Raw genomic sequence first — 16,968 nt, 5'->3', positions numbered from 1 at the left:
ATCGTTTCTTTATGGAGGTCAGCTCCTTCCCATGCTAATTTATAACGTGTACTGGTTAAGCTTATGTTATAGATAAAAGCAAAATACTGGTTAGTAGGGCAACCATTTAAACGTTAGAAAAATACCCGCATGCCCTGATTAGAATTCGCCCAAGCAGCGGCAGGCGGGTATTTTTTCACTCGATACTTTTAAGGCTGAAAAGACCTTGCGCTTTCCAACGTTCGCATAAAAGCCTCTATATTGTCTTTAATGAACCTCGTATTTTCAAATCCGGCATTGGCAGCGATGTCCTTGATATCTTGGACAAAAGCAGTCAAGCTGGCAGTAGAGGCCCTCTCGAATCTGTTCTCACCGACACTGTCCCCAATCGGCTTGGCAGCTTCCTCTCTGTATGCCTTCATCCAATCCGTATTTGTCGACGCTTTCTTAGCGAAGGTTTGCAAGATGCTGTTCCAGTCTTTACCGTTCACAATAGCTTCTTGCAGCTTGTCCAGCGTATTCGGCTCGAATTTTTTCATCATATCGTTCAAATCGATATAATCATCCGGAGCCCCAATAGGCCTTTGCGGCGGGGTTTCGTAATGGAATTCATTCGTTTCAGGGTCTACCGTTCTCGTTTTGGAGATGATGCCGATTTGACGAATCGTATTCATAAATTCCGCAGCTTCATCATCCTTCATGTAGTTGTCCGCGATATACTTAGCTTGAGTAAGTCCCAGTTCTAATAAGACTGTTCTTTCCTCATCTCCAGGAATGTCTGTAATGATATTGGATTGAATGATGCTGTAAACAGCTTCCTTCACCTCCGCAGGTTGATCTGTGAGAAGGCGATTCAGCGAATCATTAATTTGAACGGTTCCAAAATATTTAGCCGAATGGTTCACAATATCGGATTGCGCCAACTGTCTGGCAGACGGGCTTCTTTTGTGTTTTTTATATTAATTTACAAAAAAGGAGGTGAAGAGTAGGTAGAATGTGGAGTCAATTTGTTAAAATGTGATAATATAAATGGAGTCAATATTGGGCGGTGAGAGGAAAGAAATGGACAAATTAAAAAACAGCGGATTTTATAAACTTAAATTTTTCATAACACCCGAAGAGTTTAAAAGCATTCTGAAGCTTTTTGAACATATGCAAGTGCAGTTCCATCGTACCGATTATGCCCAAACGAAGCATGATTACGATCAGGTGTATACCGCTTATGAAGCATTTTATAAGTATTTTACGGCAGAGGAAAAAAGAATGGATTATCATCCTTTCTTTGTTTATTCCATCTCTGTTAAGTCTGATCATGAAAGCACGGGGTTTTTTGCGAGAAATGAAGGTATCCCTTTTCCCTATTACGGACAATGGGCAGAGGATGAGTTGCCGTGCATCATGCTTTCCTTTCCAAAAGGCTTTCAAATCAATGTGGAGGATGAACAAGGAAACTATTATATTTATGAGGATATTCGGGAGCATCAGCCGTTAGCTTATGCGTTTTTTGATGAAATCACAAAAGATATTAAAAAAATGACAAAACCGCTTCGTTTTTCGGTACATGCAGCAACAGCAGATGCTTTGCAAGAGCAAAAGCCACCTGTGCGCATAAGCCATCATGCGATGACTGATATGGTTAACTCTTGGATTTTCACAAAATATAAGCTGATGATGAACAGCAAATAGGCTGCAATCGCTTAATGCGGCTGCAGCCGTTTTTTTCACAATTTAAACCTGCTCTGATAAAATACGAACTACATTTCCCATATGGTTAATCCAGTCCGGATCTCCATCCCGTAGTTCATACAGCTCGCGTTCTCCGCCTTTATTATCCAGCACCTGCTGAACCAATTGTTTCAACTCGAGCAGATCCTCCGTTTCCCAGACGATCTCCTTCAAACCACTCAGAGCCTCGTATTGCGTCTTGCCGTTTTCGATATAGGCGCACACAATTTCAGCTAGAGCAATAGCTGAATTATCATAAAGGAAATCCTCCTCTTCCGGATCTTCCGCAAGGAATCCGAGCTCTCTATAATGAGCTAAAAGCTCCTTCAACTTAAAAGACTGGCGGTCCACTGCAAATTTGCTTAAAGCATCAAGTACATCAAGTCCTTCATCGCTTTCCAACGATGCTGTTCCCCATGATCCCATCGTATTACGCACCTTTCTATTTGTAATTCTATTATTTTAACATGAATTGGAATTTCGTTTAATGATCCTTAAGCAACATTCTGTAGCCCCGGTCTGAGAAAATAGGCATATATATCTATCACAAAAGGTGGATACAACCAGCGTTAATCATCTATTTTGCACTCGGGCAATTGCTTCTAAGTTCCAGCAACAGGGAGACAAACATCTCACATAAAATAAACCAAAATAATATCCCCGTTTCCTTCCAACTCTCCCGTTTCTACGAACCCTAAATCCTTATAGAGTTTATTTGCGGTTATATTGTGTGGGATATGTGATACCCTGATTTGTTTACAGTCCACCTTGGCACTAAGCATCTTAATTACTTCTTCAATCGCCGCTTTTCCATAACCCTTTCTCTGAAATCTCTCGTCAATCATAAATCTCAGAATCCAATAATAACCGTCTTTATATATTTCATTATCAAAAAGTATAAACCCGACCATTATTCCTTCAGAAAAAATGCCGTATGGAACAGATGTAGGTTCATTTGCTGCATGTAATAGTGAATCCTCATTACTTGCAACCAAGTCTATCTGTTGGCTGCTCACGCTTAATTGGGTACACTCGCTTTCGAACTCTTTTATAATCTTATGTAATTTAATAATAGCCAAAGAGTACACGACCTCCATTATGAAATGAATACCGTTCAGTTGAGTTGCATGGTATAGATAATCTCCCCATCCTGGTTCGAACGGTGTCCTCTGATAAAACCTATTCCCTCATACAAATTTTGTGCAATAAGATTCTCTTGTGCCACAGTTAAGGAAATTAACCTGCAATTCGAATGATTTTCCTTAATAAAATTAATGATTTGAACCATTGCTTTTTTTCCATAGCCTTTCCGTTGGTGCTTTTGGTCAATTTGAAATCCGCCGATCCAATAATTATCAGAACTGTGGGGCGTGTACGAAATATAAAAGAACCCAATGATTTTTCCATTTATGGATTGGACAAACGGGTCTAACGCTTCATCCCACGGTTTGATATAGGCATAGGCGAGCGACTGAATCACTGATGGAACGAAGTCCCTCTGTTCCTCACTGACAGAAATCTCAATCGCTTCTTCCCAATTTTGGGTGGTCACTGGTTGGATAATGATTTGCTCCATGTCTTCTCCTCATAATCGATAATCCATTTTTTTTGAAACAATTGTGGTACGCTGGCGAATTAGGGTGTGGTTAGTTGGTTCAATGCCCTCGACAGTCTAGTCCTTTATTTTCCTAGTCTAACACTTTATTTTTATTAATTACACTATTTTTATATATAATAGATTCATTATTTAGGAATCGAAGTTACTGTTTACAATTTATATAATGTAAAGATTATATGCAACATACGATTCTATTTGTGTAGGGCGTAGCCCATAGCGGGAGGCGTAAAGAGGTTAAGAATCGAGCGTAAACAATTAATTTTGGTACTATCAAACGAACTAGTGCAGCAAATGCTAAACGCAACAACAAACATCAGAGATCAGTTTCTCATCCAAGTGTTATTTGAACAGGTTTGCGAATTAGTTAATTTGCTAGATTGAGTTAACGGAGGTTAGTGACACAAGGAGAGAACATGATTTCGTTGAAATGGGGTCGTGAACCAACGTCTTTATGCTGGTTTGGAGTCTTGGCCAACTAAATTTACATTAGAAACTTATATAAATTTGTGATATAGTTTTATTCATGAAACCTAAAAATAACCTGACTGAGTTGAACGTTAGCGACTTCGCTATGGTGTTCGAAGATTTAACGAGGATTTTCATTCGGTTGCCGTCAATTGAAAAGCTAAGCTTCACTACACTTTCCGTCCTGCACACGTTGTCCCTCAAGAGTCCGATGCGGCTTACTGAGTTGACAGTTAATGAGCAAGTTACGCAGTCGGCAATCACACAGTTGGTGACCCGCCTTGAACGAGACGGGCTCGTCGAGCGCCGGCCAGATCCGAATGATGGCCGAGTCGTTCAAGTGCATATTACCGCGCTGGGGGCAAATATTATTGATTCTCGTCGTTTGAATCGCATGACGAAGCTCTCGAAATTCAGTGAAGGGCTTACCGAGGAGGAAAAACGGGCAATTGCATCCGCCATTCCCGCATTGAGGCGTTTGGTCGAACTGGGAACCGATTCGTAGTCTCAGTCGCGGTTGCATTTCCATTGTTCATACCCGAGTGACGGACGAAACAAACGAATACAAGGAGGAACACTTATGACAACAGTTCCTTTCGTGCTTGAAACGAGTCCGATCTACGTATCAGATGAGCTACTTGCTGATCTTCAAAATCGTTTAAAGTCTACCAGATGGCCTCTGGATGCCGGTAATGATGACTGGTTTTACGGTGTTAGTCGAAACTACCTTGAGAAACTCGTCGACTACTGGATTAACGAGTTTGACTGGCGCAAATCCGAGAAGGCAATCAACGCCTACGAACACTATAAAGTAAATGTTGACGGAGTTCCTGTGCACTTTATGCGTAAACCTGGCGTGGGGCCTAATCCTGTCCCATTGATCCTTTCCCATGGCTGGCCTTGGACGTTCTGGCATTGGTCCAAAGTCATTGATCCACTAGCAGACCCTGGCGCATTCGGGGGTGACCCGGCTGAAGCATTCGACGTAATCGTGCCCTCCCTTCCTGGGTTTGGATTCTCGACGCCACTGCCAAACCATCCAGACATGAACTTTTGGAAAATTGCCGATCTCTGGCATACGCTCATGACCGATACTCTCGGCTATGCGAAATACGCGGCAGGGGGATGCGATGTAGGTGCTCTCGTGACCGGTCAACTGGGACACAAATATAGTGACGAGCTCTACGCCATTCATATCGGGTCTGCTCTAAAACTGAGCTTCTTTAACGGAGATCGCGCTTGGGATTTCGCCGGAGGCCGTCCCATTCCCGACAACATCACTGAGAAAATCAAATCGCAGATTTTGGAGTTTGATAGCCGTTTCGCATCGCATCTCGCCGTTCACGTTCTTGATCCCAGCACACTCGCCTACGGACTGAGCGACTCGCCAGTTGGAATGCTCGCATGGATCTTGGAACGATGGACCAAATGGAGTGACAATAACGGCAACGTCGAGAATGTCTTTACAAAGGACGACATCCTTACACACGCAACAATCTTCTGGGTCAACAACGCCATCGAAACCTCAATGCGCGTCTATGCGAACAATAACCGCTATCCATGGACACCTGATCATAGTCGCTCACCTGTCATTGAAGCACCAACCGGTATCACCTTTGTGGGCTACGAAAATCCGCCGGGTATCACGACTGAAAATCGCGTATCGAATTTTCTCGACAGCGATCGGGCTCCTTGGTATAAACATGTCAACATCACAGCCCACGAACATGGTGGACACTTCATCCCTTGGGAAGTTCCTGACAAGTGGGTTGAGGATTTACGCCGCACCTTCCGAGGACGTCGATAAAAGCTTCAACAGGATCGAGCTTTCAATAAAGAATCGCGGTTTTTTGGTCGTTTACGATAATTAAACATAAAGGGTTCTACATATTAGTCATGCATAATATGTAGAACCCTTTATCCTTTGAAAGCTAAGCCGTTGTTTTGGCAAATACGATAAAGAACAGCACAAGCTCCAGCAGCACGACCGTCGGCGGCACTACAACGAGCAAGTTCACGCTGAATATAACAAGCAGCAGCAGCAACAGCAGCGCAATATGCTTCACGGTTGGACGCAAATGCTCAAAACGGTAGCTGTATAACACGCACATAACCGACAGAAAATAAATGAGCACAGAGCCAAAAACAAATCCAAGCATAAAGCCATATTCCAGTTTGTTCAAAAATACCAGCTGAATCGAAGCAGCGATCATGCAAAGCGATAAATAGATAAACAAATGACCGTAAATAATCGTCTGCCCCGCCGTTCGCTTCGTTTTATCCACATTTTTCTCCATGTTCTCGAAATATTGCCACCAAATCGCAATGACGAGAATAAAGGAGAGTGCAACGAATGCAATAGAAGTAAAGCTCATATCTCCGGCATCCAAAATCGAAAGCAGGCTAACAACCGATTCCCCCAGCAAAATCAGCGTAAACAGCGAAAAACGCTCCAGTAAATGAGGGGTATGGATCGGCGTGACAACGAGATGCTTGCGGCCAATTAACGGAACGATGATGTCCAAAATAATGCCCGCATACAAAATCGCGTAACGCAGCCACGAATCAAAAAACAAGGAACATGACGATACCGCTATCCCCAGCCAAAAATAAGTACCGAAGAAGCGTGCGGTTTGCAGCTTATGCAGCACCTCTGAACGTGCCGTCAGCAAATATTGCACGGTCGTTATAATCCGAAGCCCGATATAACCAATAAAAAAGGGCACATAATACGCGTCAAAATCAACATTCAAGCTTGCTGTCATAATAAGGACGAAAAACATTTGCACCACGATAAATAATCGGTGCTTCAGCGTATCCTGTCCAAAACGATTGTTGTACATCGTCTGTCCAACCCATGCCCACCAAATCGGCACAAAAATCAAGATGAATTTGGATAAATGCTCCCAAGTAATGCTGCTATGCTCGACATGAAGCAGCACATGTGTGGCCTTGGAGACGGCCGCGACAAACAATAAATCATAAAACAGCTCCAGCCACGTTACTTTTTTTTCCGGCATCATCGCTATGACGTGCTCCTCTCTTTACATACGTCCAATTGCATTCTCTATCTCTACATCAACTCAATTATTATAAGCATCAGCCGCTCAATAGGCAATATGCGAAATAAGGCCTGGAGCCAATGCCCCAGACCTTATTTCCTATCTATCGTTTTGAGAAAAATAGAGCAGCTGGCAAGCGTATGATCTGCCTTTTCCAAGCTCGCCTGTTATACCCTACAGCGGAGCCTCTAGTCGTGGAAATTAAGCCCCGACGTCGTAGCCTTCACATAACCATTGCGAATGACGAAATCGCCGAAATGCTCGCCCTGCTCGCGCTCTTTCGCGAAGCGGTTAATAATAGGAGTCAGCGTGCTGATGATTTCCGTTTCATCAATATTTTCCTTGTACATCTTGTTCAAACGGTCGCCGTTGAAGCTTGCGCCCAAATACATATTATATTTGCCTGGCGATTTTCCGATAAATGAAATTTCACCCAGCGCTGGGCGGCCACAGCCGTTCGGGCAGCCTGTCATGCGAATAACGATGGACTCGTCACGCAGACCAGCTTCATCCATGACCACATCCAGCTTGTCGATCAAAGTCGGCAAATACCGTTCTGCTTCCGCCATCGCAAGGCCACAGGTAGGCAGCGCTACGCAGGAAATCGAGCTGCGGCGCAAAGCAGAATAATGCAGGCCATCTGTCAGCTTATATTGCTCGATCAGCTCCAAAATTTTGCGTTTTTTCTGCGTCGTAATATTGGCAATAACGAGATTCTGGTTCGGCGAAAGGCGGAAGTCTCCGGTATGGATCTTCGCAATTTCACGGAGGCCCGTCATCAGCTTGTAGTCGCCTTCATCTTGAATCCGCCCGCTTTGAATGTACAGCGTCAGGTTCCATTTGCCGTTTGTGCCTTTAAGCCAGCCATAGCGGTCGCCATTGCTGTCGAAGTGGAATTCGCGCGGCGCTTCCAGCTTCCAGCCCATTCTTTTGTGCAGCTCGTCAACAAACCAGTCCAGACCGTGGCGGTCAATCGTGTATTTGAAACGGGCATTTTTACGAACAGAGCGATTGCCATAATCACGTTGAATCATAACTGTTTTCTCGGCAACGTCAATCGTCTGCTCAGGCGTACAGAAGCCAATAACGCGGCCAAGCTGCGGATAGGTCGCCGTATCGCCATGCGTCATGCCCATGCCGCCGCCAACGGTTACGTTGAAGCCGACGAGCTTGCCCTTTTCCAAAATTGCAATGTAGCCCAGATCCTGAGAATAAACATCTACATCGTTGGATGGCGGAACGGCCATCCCAATTTTGAATTTACGCGGCAAGTAAACCGGTCCATAGATCGGTTCCACTTCGCTAGCAGCTTCCGAGCTTTCTACCTTCTCGCCATCCAGCCAAATTTCATGATACGCAGGCGTGCGCGGCGCGAGGTGATTGTTAATAAGTCTCGCCCACTCATTCACTTGCTCATGAGCCTCAGACAAATGCGGGTTAGGATTGCTCATCACATTACGATTAACATCGCCACAGGCAGCAAGCGTCGTCATAAGCTTGTCGTTGATCGTACGGATCGTCTTTTTCAAATTCCATTTCAACACGCCGTGCATTTGGAAAGCCTGACGAGTCGTCAGACGCAGCGTTCCGTTCCCGTACTTATGGGCCAGTTCGTCCATCGCCAGCCATTGCTCGGATGTCGCTACACCACCAGGCACAACGACGCGGAGCATGAACTGGTATGCAGCCTCCAGCTTCTGCTTCTCGCGCTCATTGCGAAGATCACGGTCATCCTGCATATAGCTGCCGTGGAATTTCATCAAGCGGTTGTCGTCCTCCGGCAAGCTTCCTGTAACCGGATTGCGAAGCGTCTCAACGAGCGCTCCACGCAAGTAATTGCTCTCTATTTTAATATGTTCAACATCGCTCGGCGGGCCGCCGATAGGCTTTACGATTTGATCATTTGCCATTGCTGCTTTCTCCTCTCGCACTCGCTTTAAGTCGGTTTAGTACACATCGCGCTGGTAGCGCTGCTGCTGCTGCATGTCGGCGAGATAAGCCTCTGCTTTCTCGCGGCTAATGCCGCCTTCCTGCTCAATGACCGTAATGAGTGCGGAATGCACATCATGTGCCATATGCTTTTCGTCGCCGCACACATATACATGGGCGCCGGCTTGCAGCCATTCATACAGCTCCTTGCCTTGCTCCAGAATACGGTGTTGTACATACACCTTCTCTTCCGAGTCGCGTGAGAACGCAACGTCCAGCTTCGTCAGAACGCCGTCCTTCAGCATGCGCTGCCAGTCCGTTTGATACAGGAAGTCCGTTACGAAATGGCGGTCGCCATAAAATAACCAAGATTTCCCTTCCGCTCCCGTTTCCTCGCGCTCCTCCATGAATGCCCGGAAAGGTGCTACTCCTGTGCCTGGACCGATCATGATAACCGGGGTTTCGGCGCTTGCCGGCAGCTTGAAATTCGGGTTGTTCTGAATATAAATCGGTACGGTATCGCCTGGCTCCAGACGCTCTGCCGTATGAATCGAGCATACGCCGTAACGCTCGCGGCCATTTGCTTCATAACGCACGGCGCGAATCGTCAGATGCACCTCGTCCGGGTTGGCCTGGAAACTGCTCGCAATGGAATAAAGACGTGCTGGCAGCTTGCGCAAAATACCGACAAATGCAGCAGGCGACCAGTTCCATGGTGCAAAATCCTGCACCAAATCAAGCAAATCGCGACCGTTGATGTAATCCTTAAGCTCTTTCTCCTTGCCGGGCGCTGCAAGCTCTTGAAGCCCGCTATTGGCCGAAAGCTTCGCAGCCTGCTCCAGCAGCGGCTTCGTCAATACTGTAATTTCATAATGCTTCAGAAGCGCTTCGCGCAGCGAGCCTTCTTGGCCTTTTTTGTTAAATGGAACCTTCTCATCCGCGCTCCAGCCCAAAGCCTGAATCAGCTCGTCTACAAGCTTCGGATGATTTTCTGGAAAAAGACCTAGACAATCGCCCGGCTCATATTGCAGGCTCGATCCGTCAAGCGACAGCTCCAGATGGCGCGTCTCGCGGTCTGAACCGCGACCGTTCAAATTAATGTTCGCAAGCACTTCCGCATGAAACGGATTTGTACGCGAATATTCGGATTCAGTCGAGCTAACCGAAGCGGTTGTGGATACAGCTGCTGGCTGTGCAGAAGCCGATCCATTCAAACGCTCGTTTAGCGCTGCCGAAACTTGATTGAACCACTCTGCTGCCGGCTCATCATAATCCAAGTCGCAATCGATACGCGGGGTCAGGCGCTTGCCACCCAGTTCCTCAAGACGAACGTCAAAATCTTTACCTGTCTGGCAGAAAAATTCATACGAAGTATCACCGAGCGACAGAACGGAGAAATACAATTCATCCAGCTGCGGCGCTCTTTTGCTATATAGGAACTCATGGAAGGAGATTGCATTATCCGGCGGTTCGCCTTCTCCATGAGTACTTGCAATAATCAATAAATTTTCAACCTTCTTCAAGCCATTAGGCTTGAATTTGTTCATTGCGGCCAATGTAACCTGGAAGCCGTTTGCCTCAAGCTTGCTTGCAAGCTTGCCAGACAGCCGCTGGCTGTTGCCTGTCTGTGATCCAAATAAAATCGTCACTTCGCGCGAGCCTGCTGGCTGAGCGGGTGCTGACAGCGCTTCCCCTTCTACAGCAAGTGCTGCGCTTAATTGCGGCTCTGCACTAATAGGGGCAAAAGCTGCTGTGCTCTGAACTGCGGACAAATATCCGCATAACCATATATGCTGCGATTCCGTCAAAGTTGGCAGAAGGCGGTTAAGAAGCTCAACCTGCTCCTGATTAAAAGGACTGTTCGTCACCTGAAGTTGCAACAAAATCCACCTCTCATAAACATGAAATCATACTGTTTTAAAATATAGGAAAGGATAGGATTTTCTCATCCTTTCTCTATATTTCTCAGACTGAAACGCGCTGCGCCGCCAAAGGACGGCTTTCGGCCGTTTCACCTTGTAAACTGCGCTTACACACTTTAGTCCCTCATTAATATTCAAACTAACATATTAAGTGCAATCGGGCAATGCGCACATTACAACCTAATTTTTCCCAAAAAGTCGATTCAGGAGCAAAATGTGGCTAAATCCGAGTGAAATGGGGGTATTTCACCCTAATTTAGCCTTATAAATTAAGAATTATGATGATTTCCATTAGAAAAAGTGATAGACGATTATGATGTTTTTTTCACAAAAAACCACGCTTCTCGCAGAAGCGTGGTGGGATGGCCTTAGCCGGTCACTCCTTATGAAATTAGCCGCCGATATGAGACATTTCGATTTTTGCTGGCGATTGGGTACGGGTAGCCCGTTCCTCCGAATAACGATCATCGCGATTCGTCCAAATGCGGGCGATGGATTCGCGAATCGACTCATCCGTTCCGTCACCGCGCAGCAGCTCCATTAAATTATAGCCCTTCGAGGCAAACAGGCAGGTGTACAGCTTACCTTCAGCTGATATGCGTGCCCGTGTACAGGTGCTGCAAAAAGCGTCGCTGACGGAGGAAATAAAACCGATTTCCCCCGATCCATCCAGGTAGCGATAGCGTGAAGCAACCTCGCCTACATAATGGGCTTCCACCGGCTCAAGCGGCAGGTGCTCTTCCAGAAGCTGCAAAATCTGCTTGCTTGAAAAAACGTGATCCCACTTCCAGCCATTTGAATTCCCCACATCCATATATTCAATGAACCGAAGAATATGTCCCTTTTCGCGAAAATAAGCTGCCATCGGCCATATATCCTGATCATTGGTGCCCTTCTGGACAACCATATTGACTTTGACTGGCATGCCTGCCGCAGAAGCCGCTTCAATGCCATCCAGCACGGCCTGTACACCGCTGCGGTTTCCGTTCATTAGCCGGAACCGCTCGTCATTCAGCGAATCCAGACTGACCGTTACCCGCCGCATTCCAGCTTCCGCAAGTGCAGCAGCCGATTTGGGCAGCAGAACCCCATTGGTCGTGAGTGCAATATCCTCAACGCCCGGGATTGCATTCAAGCGCTTGATCAGCGTTGGCAAATCTTTTCTAAGCAGCGGCTCTCCGCCGGTAATTCTAAGCTTCTTGACGCCCAATGATACAAAAATCGTTACGAGCCGTTCTATCTCATCAAAGCTGAGCACTTTGTCCTCAGGCAAAAACGGATAGTCCTTACCGAAAATTTCGGCTGGCATACAATAACGGCAGCGGAAATTACAACGGTCGGTAACAGATAAACGCAGGTCCCGCAGACCACGGTTCAATTGATCCTTTATTGAATGCTCCAAGCTCCTCACCTCAGGTTATGCAAAAAGAGAATGTTGTTAAATGATAGCCTCATACTTTACACTATGGTAAATAGCGAACAAGTTCCTTACATTATGAATAGAGGTCAAGTATTTGTCAATGTTCCTGACATCAACGAATTATGGAAAGCAAGGTGAACGAGGATGAACCTGGAAGCTATTGTGCTTGCCGGAGGAGAAAGCCGCCGCATGCAGCAGCGTAAAGAATTGCTCCTTATTAATGGCAAGCCTGTTATTCAAATCATAACCGAGCAGCTAAGTGTTCTAACAGACCGCATTTCTATCATTACTAATGAGCCTGAATTATATCCCTTCCTTGCTCCCTCTATTACAATTAAGCCTGATATCTTTCCAAGTCTTGGCCCGATTGCCGGACTGCATGCCGGAATGAGCGATCAGGAACCGGACACGGTTTACGTTGTCGCGGCCTGTGACTATCCACTGCTCACCGCTGCGCCTTTTATTGAAATGCTGGCGCTGCTTGGCAGCCATCCAGCCAAAGATGCTGTCATCCCGATCATCGAGGAGCGAAGCCATCCTTTGTTTGCCATCTTCCATGGACGAACGCTGGGCAAATGGGCCGCCGCGCTGTATAGCCGAAATCTGAAGGTCATGGATGTACTCCCCCAGCTGTCCATCATTCCTTACAAGCCTGACAATCCGGCGATTGCCAAGCAATTCATTAATATGAATACGCCGGAGGATTATCAGGCCATTCTATCTAGCGTAAACGGCCTTTCGCCGTAATGGCTAGACCGTGCTGTATTGGGCTTGATGCAGCTTGCTGTAAATGCCTCCTGCCGCAACCAGCTCTTGGTGCCTTCCTTGCTCAGCTATGCCGCTCTCGTCGACGACAATGATGCGATCCGCATTTTTGATCGTCGTCAGGCGGTGGGCAATGACTAGCGTCGTTCTGCCTACGGACAGGTCGGACAGCGATTTTTGAATCGCGACTTCCGTCTCCGTATCCAGTGCCGAGGTCGCTTCATCGAGGATGAGAATCGGCGGATTTTTCAAAAACATTCGAGCAATCGACAGGCGCTGCTTCTGTCCACCCGAAAGCTTGACGCCGCGCTCTCCAATAATCGTATCCAGCCCTTCAGGCATTTTTCTGATCAAATCTTCAAGCGATGCCCGGCGCGCTGCCTCCCAAATTTCGTCCTCTGTTGCCTTCAAGTTTCCATAAGCAATATTTTCGCGAATGGAGCCCGAGAACAGGAACACATCCTGCTGCACGATTCCAATATTTTTGCGCAGCGATTCCAGCTTAATGTCCCGAATATCTTTGCCGTCTACCGTAATACTGCCCGCAAGCACATCATAAAACCTTGGCAATAGGCTGCAAATCGTCGTTTTCCCTGCGCCAGACGGCCCGACGAATGCCACAGTCTCTCCAGCATTAATATCCAAATTGATTTTCTGCAAAATCATATTGTTCGTTTCATAACCAAAGCTCACGTCATGAAAATGGACATTACCGACGACTTTTTTGAGCTCTGTCGCATTTGGCCGATCTTCAATGTCAGGTTCTGTATCAATGATTTCCGTGTAACGTCTGAAGCCGGCGATGCCTTTTGGATAGCTTTCGATAACCGCGTTGATTTTCTCAATCGGGCGGAAGAAAATGTTCGAAAGCAAAATGAACGCCATAAATTCACCCATATCCAGCTTGCCCTGAATAAAGAAGTAAGCGCCGCAAATCATGACAAAAATCGTAACGAGACGCATCATCATATAGCTGACGGAAATGCTTTTCGCCATCGTTTTGTAAGCGAGCAGCTTCGTCAGGCGGAAATTTTGGTTGTCTACGGAAAACAGCTTTTTCTCATGCTCTTCGTTCGCAAACGATTGAACGACGCGAATGCCGCCGACATTGTCTTCAATACGGGCGTTAAAGTTGCCGACATCACCGAACAACCGACGGTACGTTTTGCTCATTTTGCCGCCGAAGACGATAATCAGCCAAGCCATAACCGGAATAATGATGAAGGTTATAAGTGCAAGCTCGAGGTTAATGTAGGCCATCAGCGAGAAGGAGCCGATAAGCGTCATAACCGCAATAAATACATCCTCTGGTCCGTGATGCGCTACTTCGCCAATATCATTCAGGTCATTCGTAATGCGGCCGATCAAATGCCCCGTCTTGTGATTGTCGAAGAAGCGGAAGCTGAGCTTTTGGATATGGTCGAACATTTTGCGCCGCATATCCGTTTCAATGTTAATGCCTAGCATATGCCCCCAGTAGGTTACGACATAATTCAGCGCCGTATTGAGCGCATAAACGGCAAGCAGCCCCGCACAGGCAGCAACGATCAGCGTCCAATTCTGGCTGGGAAGCAAATCGTTAATAAATTGACTGACCGCAAGCGGGAAGGCCAGCTCCAGCAATCCGGCAAGAATGGCGCAGCCGAAATCAAGAAAGAACAGCCCCTTATAGGGACGATAATACGAAAAAAATCGACGCAGCATTTCAAAATCACTCTCTCATCTCTAGATTAGGTTCACAAGCGTATTCCTGCTAATCCGAATCATCCCCATCAACCCATGCCCCAATTATAGCATGATTGCTGCGGACTGGCGTGCGAATCTCCCTATAGATTTCCAAAATGATCGCGCCCTGCGCCCTGTTCTTATTCTTGTGCTTGTTCTTGTTCTAAACTTTGCTTAAATAACGAGATGTCCCTGTCGATCAGCGGGTCCAATCGTTGCCTCAAGCCCTGAATGGAAAGTAAGGAAATCACTCTCTACCCCGTCGCTGAAAATAACACCGTCTTCCGGCATTTGCGACGTGATTCGCAGCTTGCGCTGCCCGTTGATCTGCCCGAACACTATCGAAGCTGCGGTCGTCCGGCTTGGAAATGGCTCTCTCACTGTAAAATAAAGCGAGTCCGCCGACCAGTCCAGCCACCGTTTTGCCTGTTCCTCAGGCACGCCTAAATTTTCCGGTGTGAGCGTCAGCGGCTGGTGTGTCGCGCTGCTTACAATGCCCGCTGCCCCGGCAAGCACGCTGCGCAGCCAGCCGCTTGCGCCGAGGCCGGTCGACACAATGATGCCGCTGGAGGAGTGCTGCTCAGCATGCTGCTCGAGCTTAATTTCATACCGTGCCGATACATGGGTTTTGCGGCCGATAAACAAATCGTTAACGCCGTATAGGCACTGGCCATTGTTGAGCTGCGCCATTGCCAGCGTAACAGGCTGAACCCGGCGCTTGCCGCGCAGCACCTCGGGAATAAGCAGGTGCAAATCGCCAACCGTGAAGGGCAGCAGCACGCCTTCCCAGCGCTGCGGCTCCGGATTGACGCCAATGAGCGGCTGGCGGTCCAAATATTTTAACGTACCCGCGACTAGCCCATCTGGGCCAATTACGACGACGATATCGTGGTCGCCGAATAGGAAGCTTGGCACATGCTCGCGATCCAGCACTTGAACTCTGCCCTGCTGCTCAAGCTCGCTTACCGTCATTGATACAGCATTTTGATACACGTCATTTTCCAGCCAATAGTCGCCAAAGTCAGCGCCAAGCCGCTCAATGTAAAACTTCGCCTGCTGCACCGTATTGTAGCGAACGAGCAGTTCCTCCAGCCTCGTCTTCCGCTTTACGACGATAAACTTTGCATCTGCACCCGATGCCCGGCTCATCGTCCTGTCCCTCCTCTGGCTTCCGTCTTGCCCGAGCCCGACCCATTGCCAGCTCCGGGTATCAGGCTTTGCAGCAGATCCGGCGAAATATTCAGCTGCCCAATTCGCTCCGCTTTTTCCGCCATTTCCTGGAATGCAATCGCAATGAGCTTATTCGAATCCATGCCCATATTCGTCATCGCATGCAGCACATACGGCTGGGTGTCATGCAGCGACTTCATCACAGCGGCGAGCTCATACGCCTTGGCATCCGCCTCAGACCGCTTGTTAGCAGCAGCCAGCTCAATTATTGCTTGCTTCTTCTCCTCAAGCTGCGTATCAAATTGCAGCTGCACCTCTTTAAGCTCGTTTTGCTTCTGGCGCACCGAGCGCTCCGCATCAAGCTGCGCTTCGCGAATTTGCCTCTTCTTCAGCTCAACCGCAATATCCGTGTTCAGCTCATTTTCCTTCACGCGTCGCTCCTGCTCTATGGAGGAATTTCGCCGCACGTACAGCGCCTCATCCGCATCCTGAAGCATTTGCTCGCGCGACTGCGCTTCAAGTGCCCGCATCGTCTCTTTGTTCGGCAGCACCGCCAAAATAGATAAGCCCATCAGCTCGATGCCCAGCTTCGCCAGCTCCTCATGCTGGCTGATGTCCTGTCTAATCATTTTCGCCAGCCGTTCGCTCGATTGGATCGCTTCCTTAAGCGGCAGCTGCGCAAGCTGTTTCTTCGTCAGCACCTTGGCAAGTTGAATCATACGCTGGGACAGCTTAAGCGGATCGTCGGAAATATAGGCTTTTTTCTTTATATTGTACGTATAATTCATAATTTCCATCATTTTGCGGTAGTCCACAATCCGGTAGGTCAGCTGACCCTGCACCGTTACCGTCTGGTAATCGCGAGTAATCTCTTCAAACATAAACGGCACATCGATTGAGGAAATCGGAATGACGACCACCGAGGACGCCCGCTCATAATAATAGAAGGACAGACCAACGCCCTCTTTCACAACCTTCCCGTTCTTCACCTGAATAATATAATCGCTCGGTTGAAACTTAACGAATTCGAATCCAAACATGGCTCGTTCCCCGCTTCCGTTTTTAATATTGTCGATTTGATAATATCTAAATGATAATTGATAAAATCCATACTGTCAAACCGACATTATAAAAACAAGCCCCGCCGTCACGAACCCAGCGACGTTGGAGCTTTATAGCGAAGGCTAT

Annotated in this window: 15 protein-coding genes; 4 read left to right on the top strand and 11 right to left on the bottom strand. The window is 47.3% G+C overall.

Annotated elements, in window-relative coordinates; translation table 11 throughout:
* Nucleotides 1-188: 188 nt before the first annotated feature.
* Nucleotides 189-884 (bottom strand): hypothetical protein, encoded by a 696-nt coding sequence (locus tag AC50YG_RS01780; RefSeq protein ID WP_494824252.1) that lies wholly within the window; start codon nucleotides 882-884, stop codon nucleotides 189-191.
* 157 nt (nucleotides 885-1,041) lie between these two features.
* Here AC50YG_RS01780 and AC50YG_RS01775 point away from each other — a divergent pair, with 157 nt between their 5' ends.
* On the top strand, nucleotides 1,042-1,665 hold the full coding sequence (locus tag AC50YG_RS01775) for a hypothetical protein (RefSeq protein WP_494824250.1): 624 nt from the start codon (nucleotides 1,042-1,044) through the stop codon (nucleotides 1,663-1,665).
* A 42-nt stretch (nucleotides 1,666-1,707) separates the two neighbouring features.
* Here the strand turns inward: AC50YG_RS01775 and AC50YG_RS01770 are convergent, their stop codons facing one another.
* The 3 genes from AC50YG_RS01770 to AC50YG_RS01760 form a co-directional block, all read right to left on the bottom strand.
* Nucleotides 1,708-2,130 carry a DUF4259 domain-containing protein gene (locus AC50YG_RS01770; RefSeq protein WP_473757411.1) on the bottom strand — a complete coding sequence of 141 codons (423 nt, stop codon included), beginning with the start codon at nucleotides 2,128-2,130 and terminating at the stop codon, nucleotides 1,708-1,710.
* Nucleotides 2,131-2,336: 206 nt separating this feature from the next.
* Complete coding sequence (locus tag AC50YG_RS01765) at nucleotides 2,337-2,783, bottom strand: GNAT family N-acetyltransferase (protein WP_494824247.1); 447 nt, start codon at nucleotides 2,781-2,783, stop codon at nucleotides 2,337-2,339.
* Between the two features lie 35 nt (nucleotides 2,784-2,818).
* Nucleotides 2,819-3,280 (bottom strand): GNAT family N-acetyltransferase, encoded by a 462-nt coding sequence (locus AC50YG_RS01760; protein WP_494824245.1) that lies wholly within the window; start codon nucleotides 3,278-3,280, stop codon nucleotides 2,819-2,821.
* A gap of 649 nt (nucleotides 3,281-3,929) precedes the next feature.
* On the opposite strand from AC50YG_RS01760, the gene AC50YG_RS01755 reads away from it, so the two are divergent.
* Nucleotides 3,930-4,292, top strand: a complete 363-nt coding sequence (locus AC50YG_RS01755) for a MarR family transcriptional regulator (protein WP_494824243.1) — start codon at nucleotides 3,930-3,932, stop codon at nucleotides 4,290-4,292.
* 75 nt (nucleotides 4,293-4,367) lie between these two features.
* Nucleotides 4,368-5,594, top strand: coding sequence for an epoxide hydrolase family protein (locus AC50YG_RS01750; protein ID WP_494824241.1), 1,227 nt, complete (start codon nucleotides 4,368-4,370; stop codon nucleotides 5,592-5,594).
* Nucleotides 5,595-5,718: 124 nt separating this feature from the next.
* Here the strand turns inward: AC50YG_RS01750 and AC50YG_RS01745 are convergent, their stop codons facing one another.
* From AC50YG_RS01745 to moaA, 4 genes are all read right to left on the bottom strand, one after another.
* Entirely contained in the window at nucleotides 5,719-6,807 is a 1,089-nt protein-coding gene (locus AC50YG_RS01745; protein ID WP_494825255.1) for a low temperature requirement protein A, read from the bottom strand.
* A 230-nt stretch (nucleotides 6,808-7,037) separates the two neighbouring features.
* A complete protein-coding gene (gene cysI, locus AC50YG_RS01740) occupies nucleotides 7,038-8,759 on the bottom strand; it encodes an assimilatory sulfite reductase (NADPH) hemoprotein subunit (protein ID WP_494824238.1) in 1,722 nt (573 codons plus the stop codon).
* 36 nt (nucleotides 8,760-8,795) lie between these two features.
* The gene (locus AC50YG_RS01735) at nucleotides 8,796-10,658 is read right to left on the bottom strand and encodes an assimilatory sulfite reductase (NADPH) flavoprotein subunit (protein ID WP_494825254.1); all 1,863 of its coding nucleotides are present in this window, start codon (nucleotides 10,656-10,658) and stop codon (nucleotides 8,796-8,798) included.
* A 433-nt stretch (nucleotides 10,659-11,091) separates the two neighbouring features.
* Nucleotides 11,092-12,102: a GTP 3',8-cyclase MoaA gene (gene moaA, locus AC50YG_RS01730; RefSeq protein ID WP_494824237.1), complete on the bottom strand. Its 1,011-nt coding sequence runs from the start codon at nucleotides 12,100-12,102 to the stop codon at nucleotides 11,092-11,094.
* Nucleotides 12,103-12,264: 162 nt separating this feature from the next.
* Between moaA and mobA the strand changes: the two genes are divergently transcribed.
* Nucleotides 12,265-12,867, top strand: coding sequence for a molybdenum cofactor guanylyltransferase (gene mobA, locus AC50YG_RS01725; RefSeq protein ID WP_473757423.1), 603 nt, complete (start codon nucleotides 12,265-12,267; stop codon nucleotides 12,865-12,867).
* 3 nt (nucleotides 12,868-12,870) lie between these two features.
* Here the strand turns inward: mobA and AC50YG_RS01720 are convergent, their stop codons facing one another.
* From AC50YG_RS01720 to AC50YG_RS01710, 3 genes are all read right to left on the bottom strand, one after another.
* Nucleotides 12,871-14,589, bottom strand: a complete 1,719-nt coding sequence (locus tag AC50YG_RS01720; protein WP_494824234.1) for an ABC transporter ATP-binding protein — start codon at nucleotides 14,587-14,589, stop codon at nucleotides 12,871-12,873.
* Nucleotides 14,590-14,784: 195 nt separating this feature from the next.
* Nucleotides 14,785-15,759 carry a diacylglycerol kinase catalytic domain-containing protein gene (locus tag AC50YG_RS01715; RefSeq protein WP_494824232.1) on the bottom strand — a complete coding sequence of 325 codons (975 nt, stop codon included), beginning with the start codon at nucleotides 15,757-15,759 and terminating at the stop codon, nucleotides 14,785-14,787.
* Nucleotides 15,756-16,820, bottom strand: coding sequence for an SPFH domain-containing protein (locus tag AC50YG_RS01710; RefSeq protein ID WP_494824230.1), 1,065 nt, complete (start codon nucleotides 16,818-16,820; stop codon nucleotides 15,756-15,758). Before AC50YG_RS01710 ends, AC50YG_RS01715 begins: the two co-directional genes overlap by 4 nt.
* Between the last annotated feature and the right edge of the window lie 148 nt (nucleotides 16,821-16,968).

Source organism: Paenibacillus sp. J31R34 (assembly GCF_059383715.1).
The sequence above is the reverse complement of the archived record's forward strand: the minus strand, read 5'-3'. Positions and strand labels throughout refer to the sequence as shown.

Bases quoted from the DNA above. Each gene is read 5' to 3' on its own strand.
- mobA (WP_473757423.1), top strand. From the start codon at position 12,265: ATGAACCTGGAAGCTATTGTGCTTGCCGGAGGAGAAAGCCGCCGCATG.
- AC50YG_RS01760 (WP_494824245.1), bottom strand. From the start codon at position 3,280: ATGGAGCAAATCATTATCCAACCAGTGACCACCCAAAATTGGGAAGAA.
- AC50YG_RS01750 (WP_494824241.1), top strand. From the start codon at position 4,368: ATGACAACAGTTCCTTTCGTGCTTGAAACGAGTCCGATCTACGTATCA.
- AC50YG_RS01770 (WP_473757411.1), bottom strand. From the start codon at position 2,130: ATGGGATCATGGGGAACAGCATCGTTGGAAAGCGATGAAGGACTTGAT.
- AC50YG_RS01775 (WP_494824250.1), top strand. From the start codon at position 1,042: ATGGACAAATTAAAAAACAGCGGATTTTATAAACTTAAATTTTTCATA.
- AC50YG_RS01715 (WP_494824232.1), bottom strand. From the start codon at position 15,759: ATGAGCCGGGCATCGGGTGCAGATGCAAAGTTTATCGTCGTAAAGCGG.
- cysI (WP_494824238.1), bottom strand. From the start codon at position 8,759: ATGGCAAATGATCAAATCGTAAAGCCTATCGGCGGCCCGCCGAGCGAT.
- AC50YG_RS01710 (WP_494824230.1), bottom strand. From the start codon at position 16,820: ATGTTTGGATTCGAATTCGTTAAGTTTCAACCGAGCGATTATATTATT.
- AC50YG_RS01745 (WP_494825255.1), bottom strand. From the start codon at position 6,807: ATGCCGGAAAAAAAAGTAACGTGGCTGGAGCTGTTTTATGATTTATTG.
- AC50YG_RS01720 (WP_494824234.1), bottom strand. From the start codon at position 14,589: ATGCTGCGTCGATTTTTTTCGTATTATCGTCCCTATAAGGGGCTGTTC.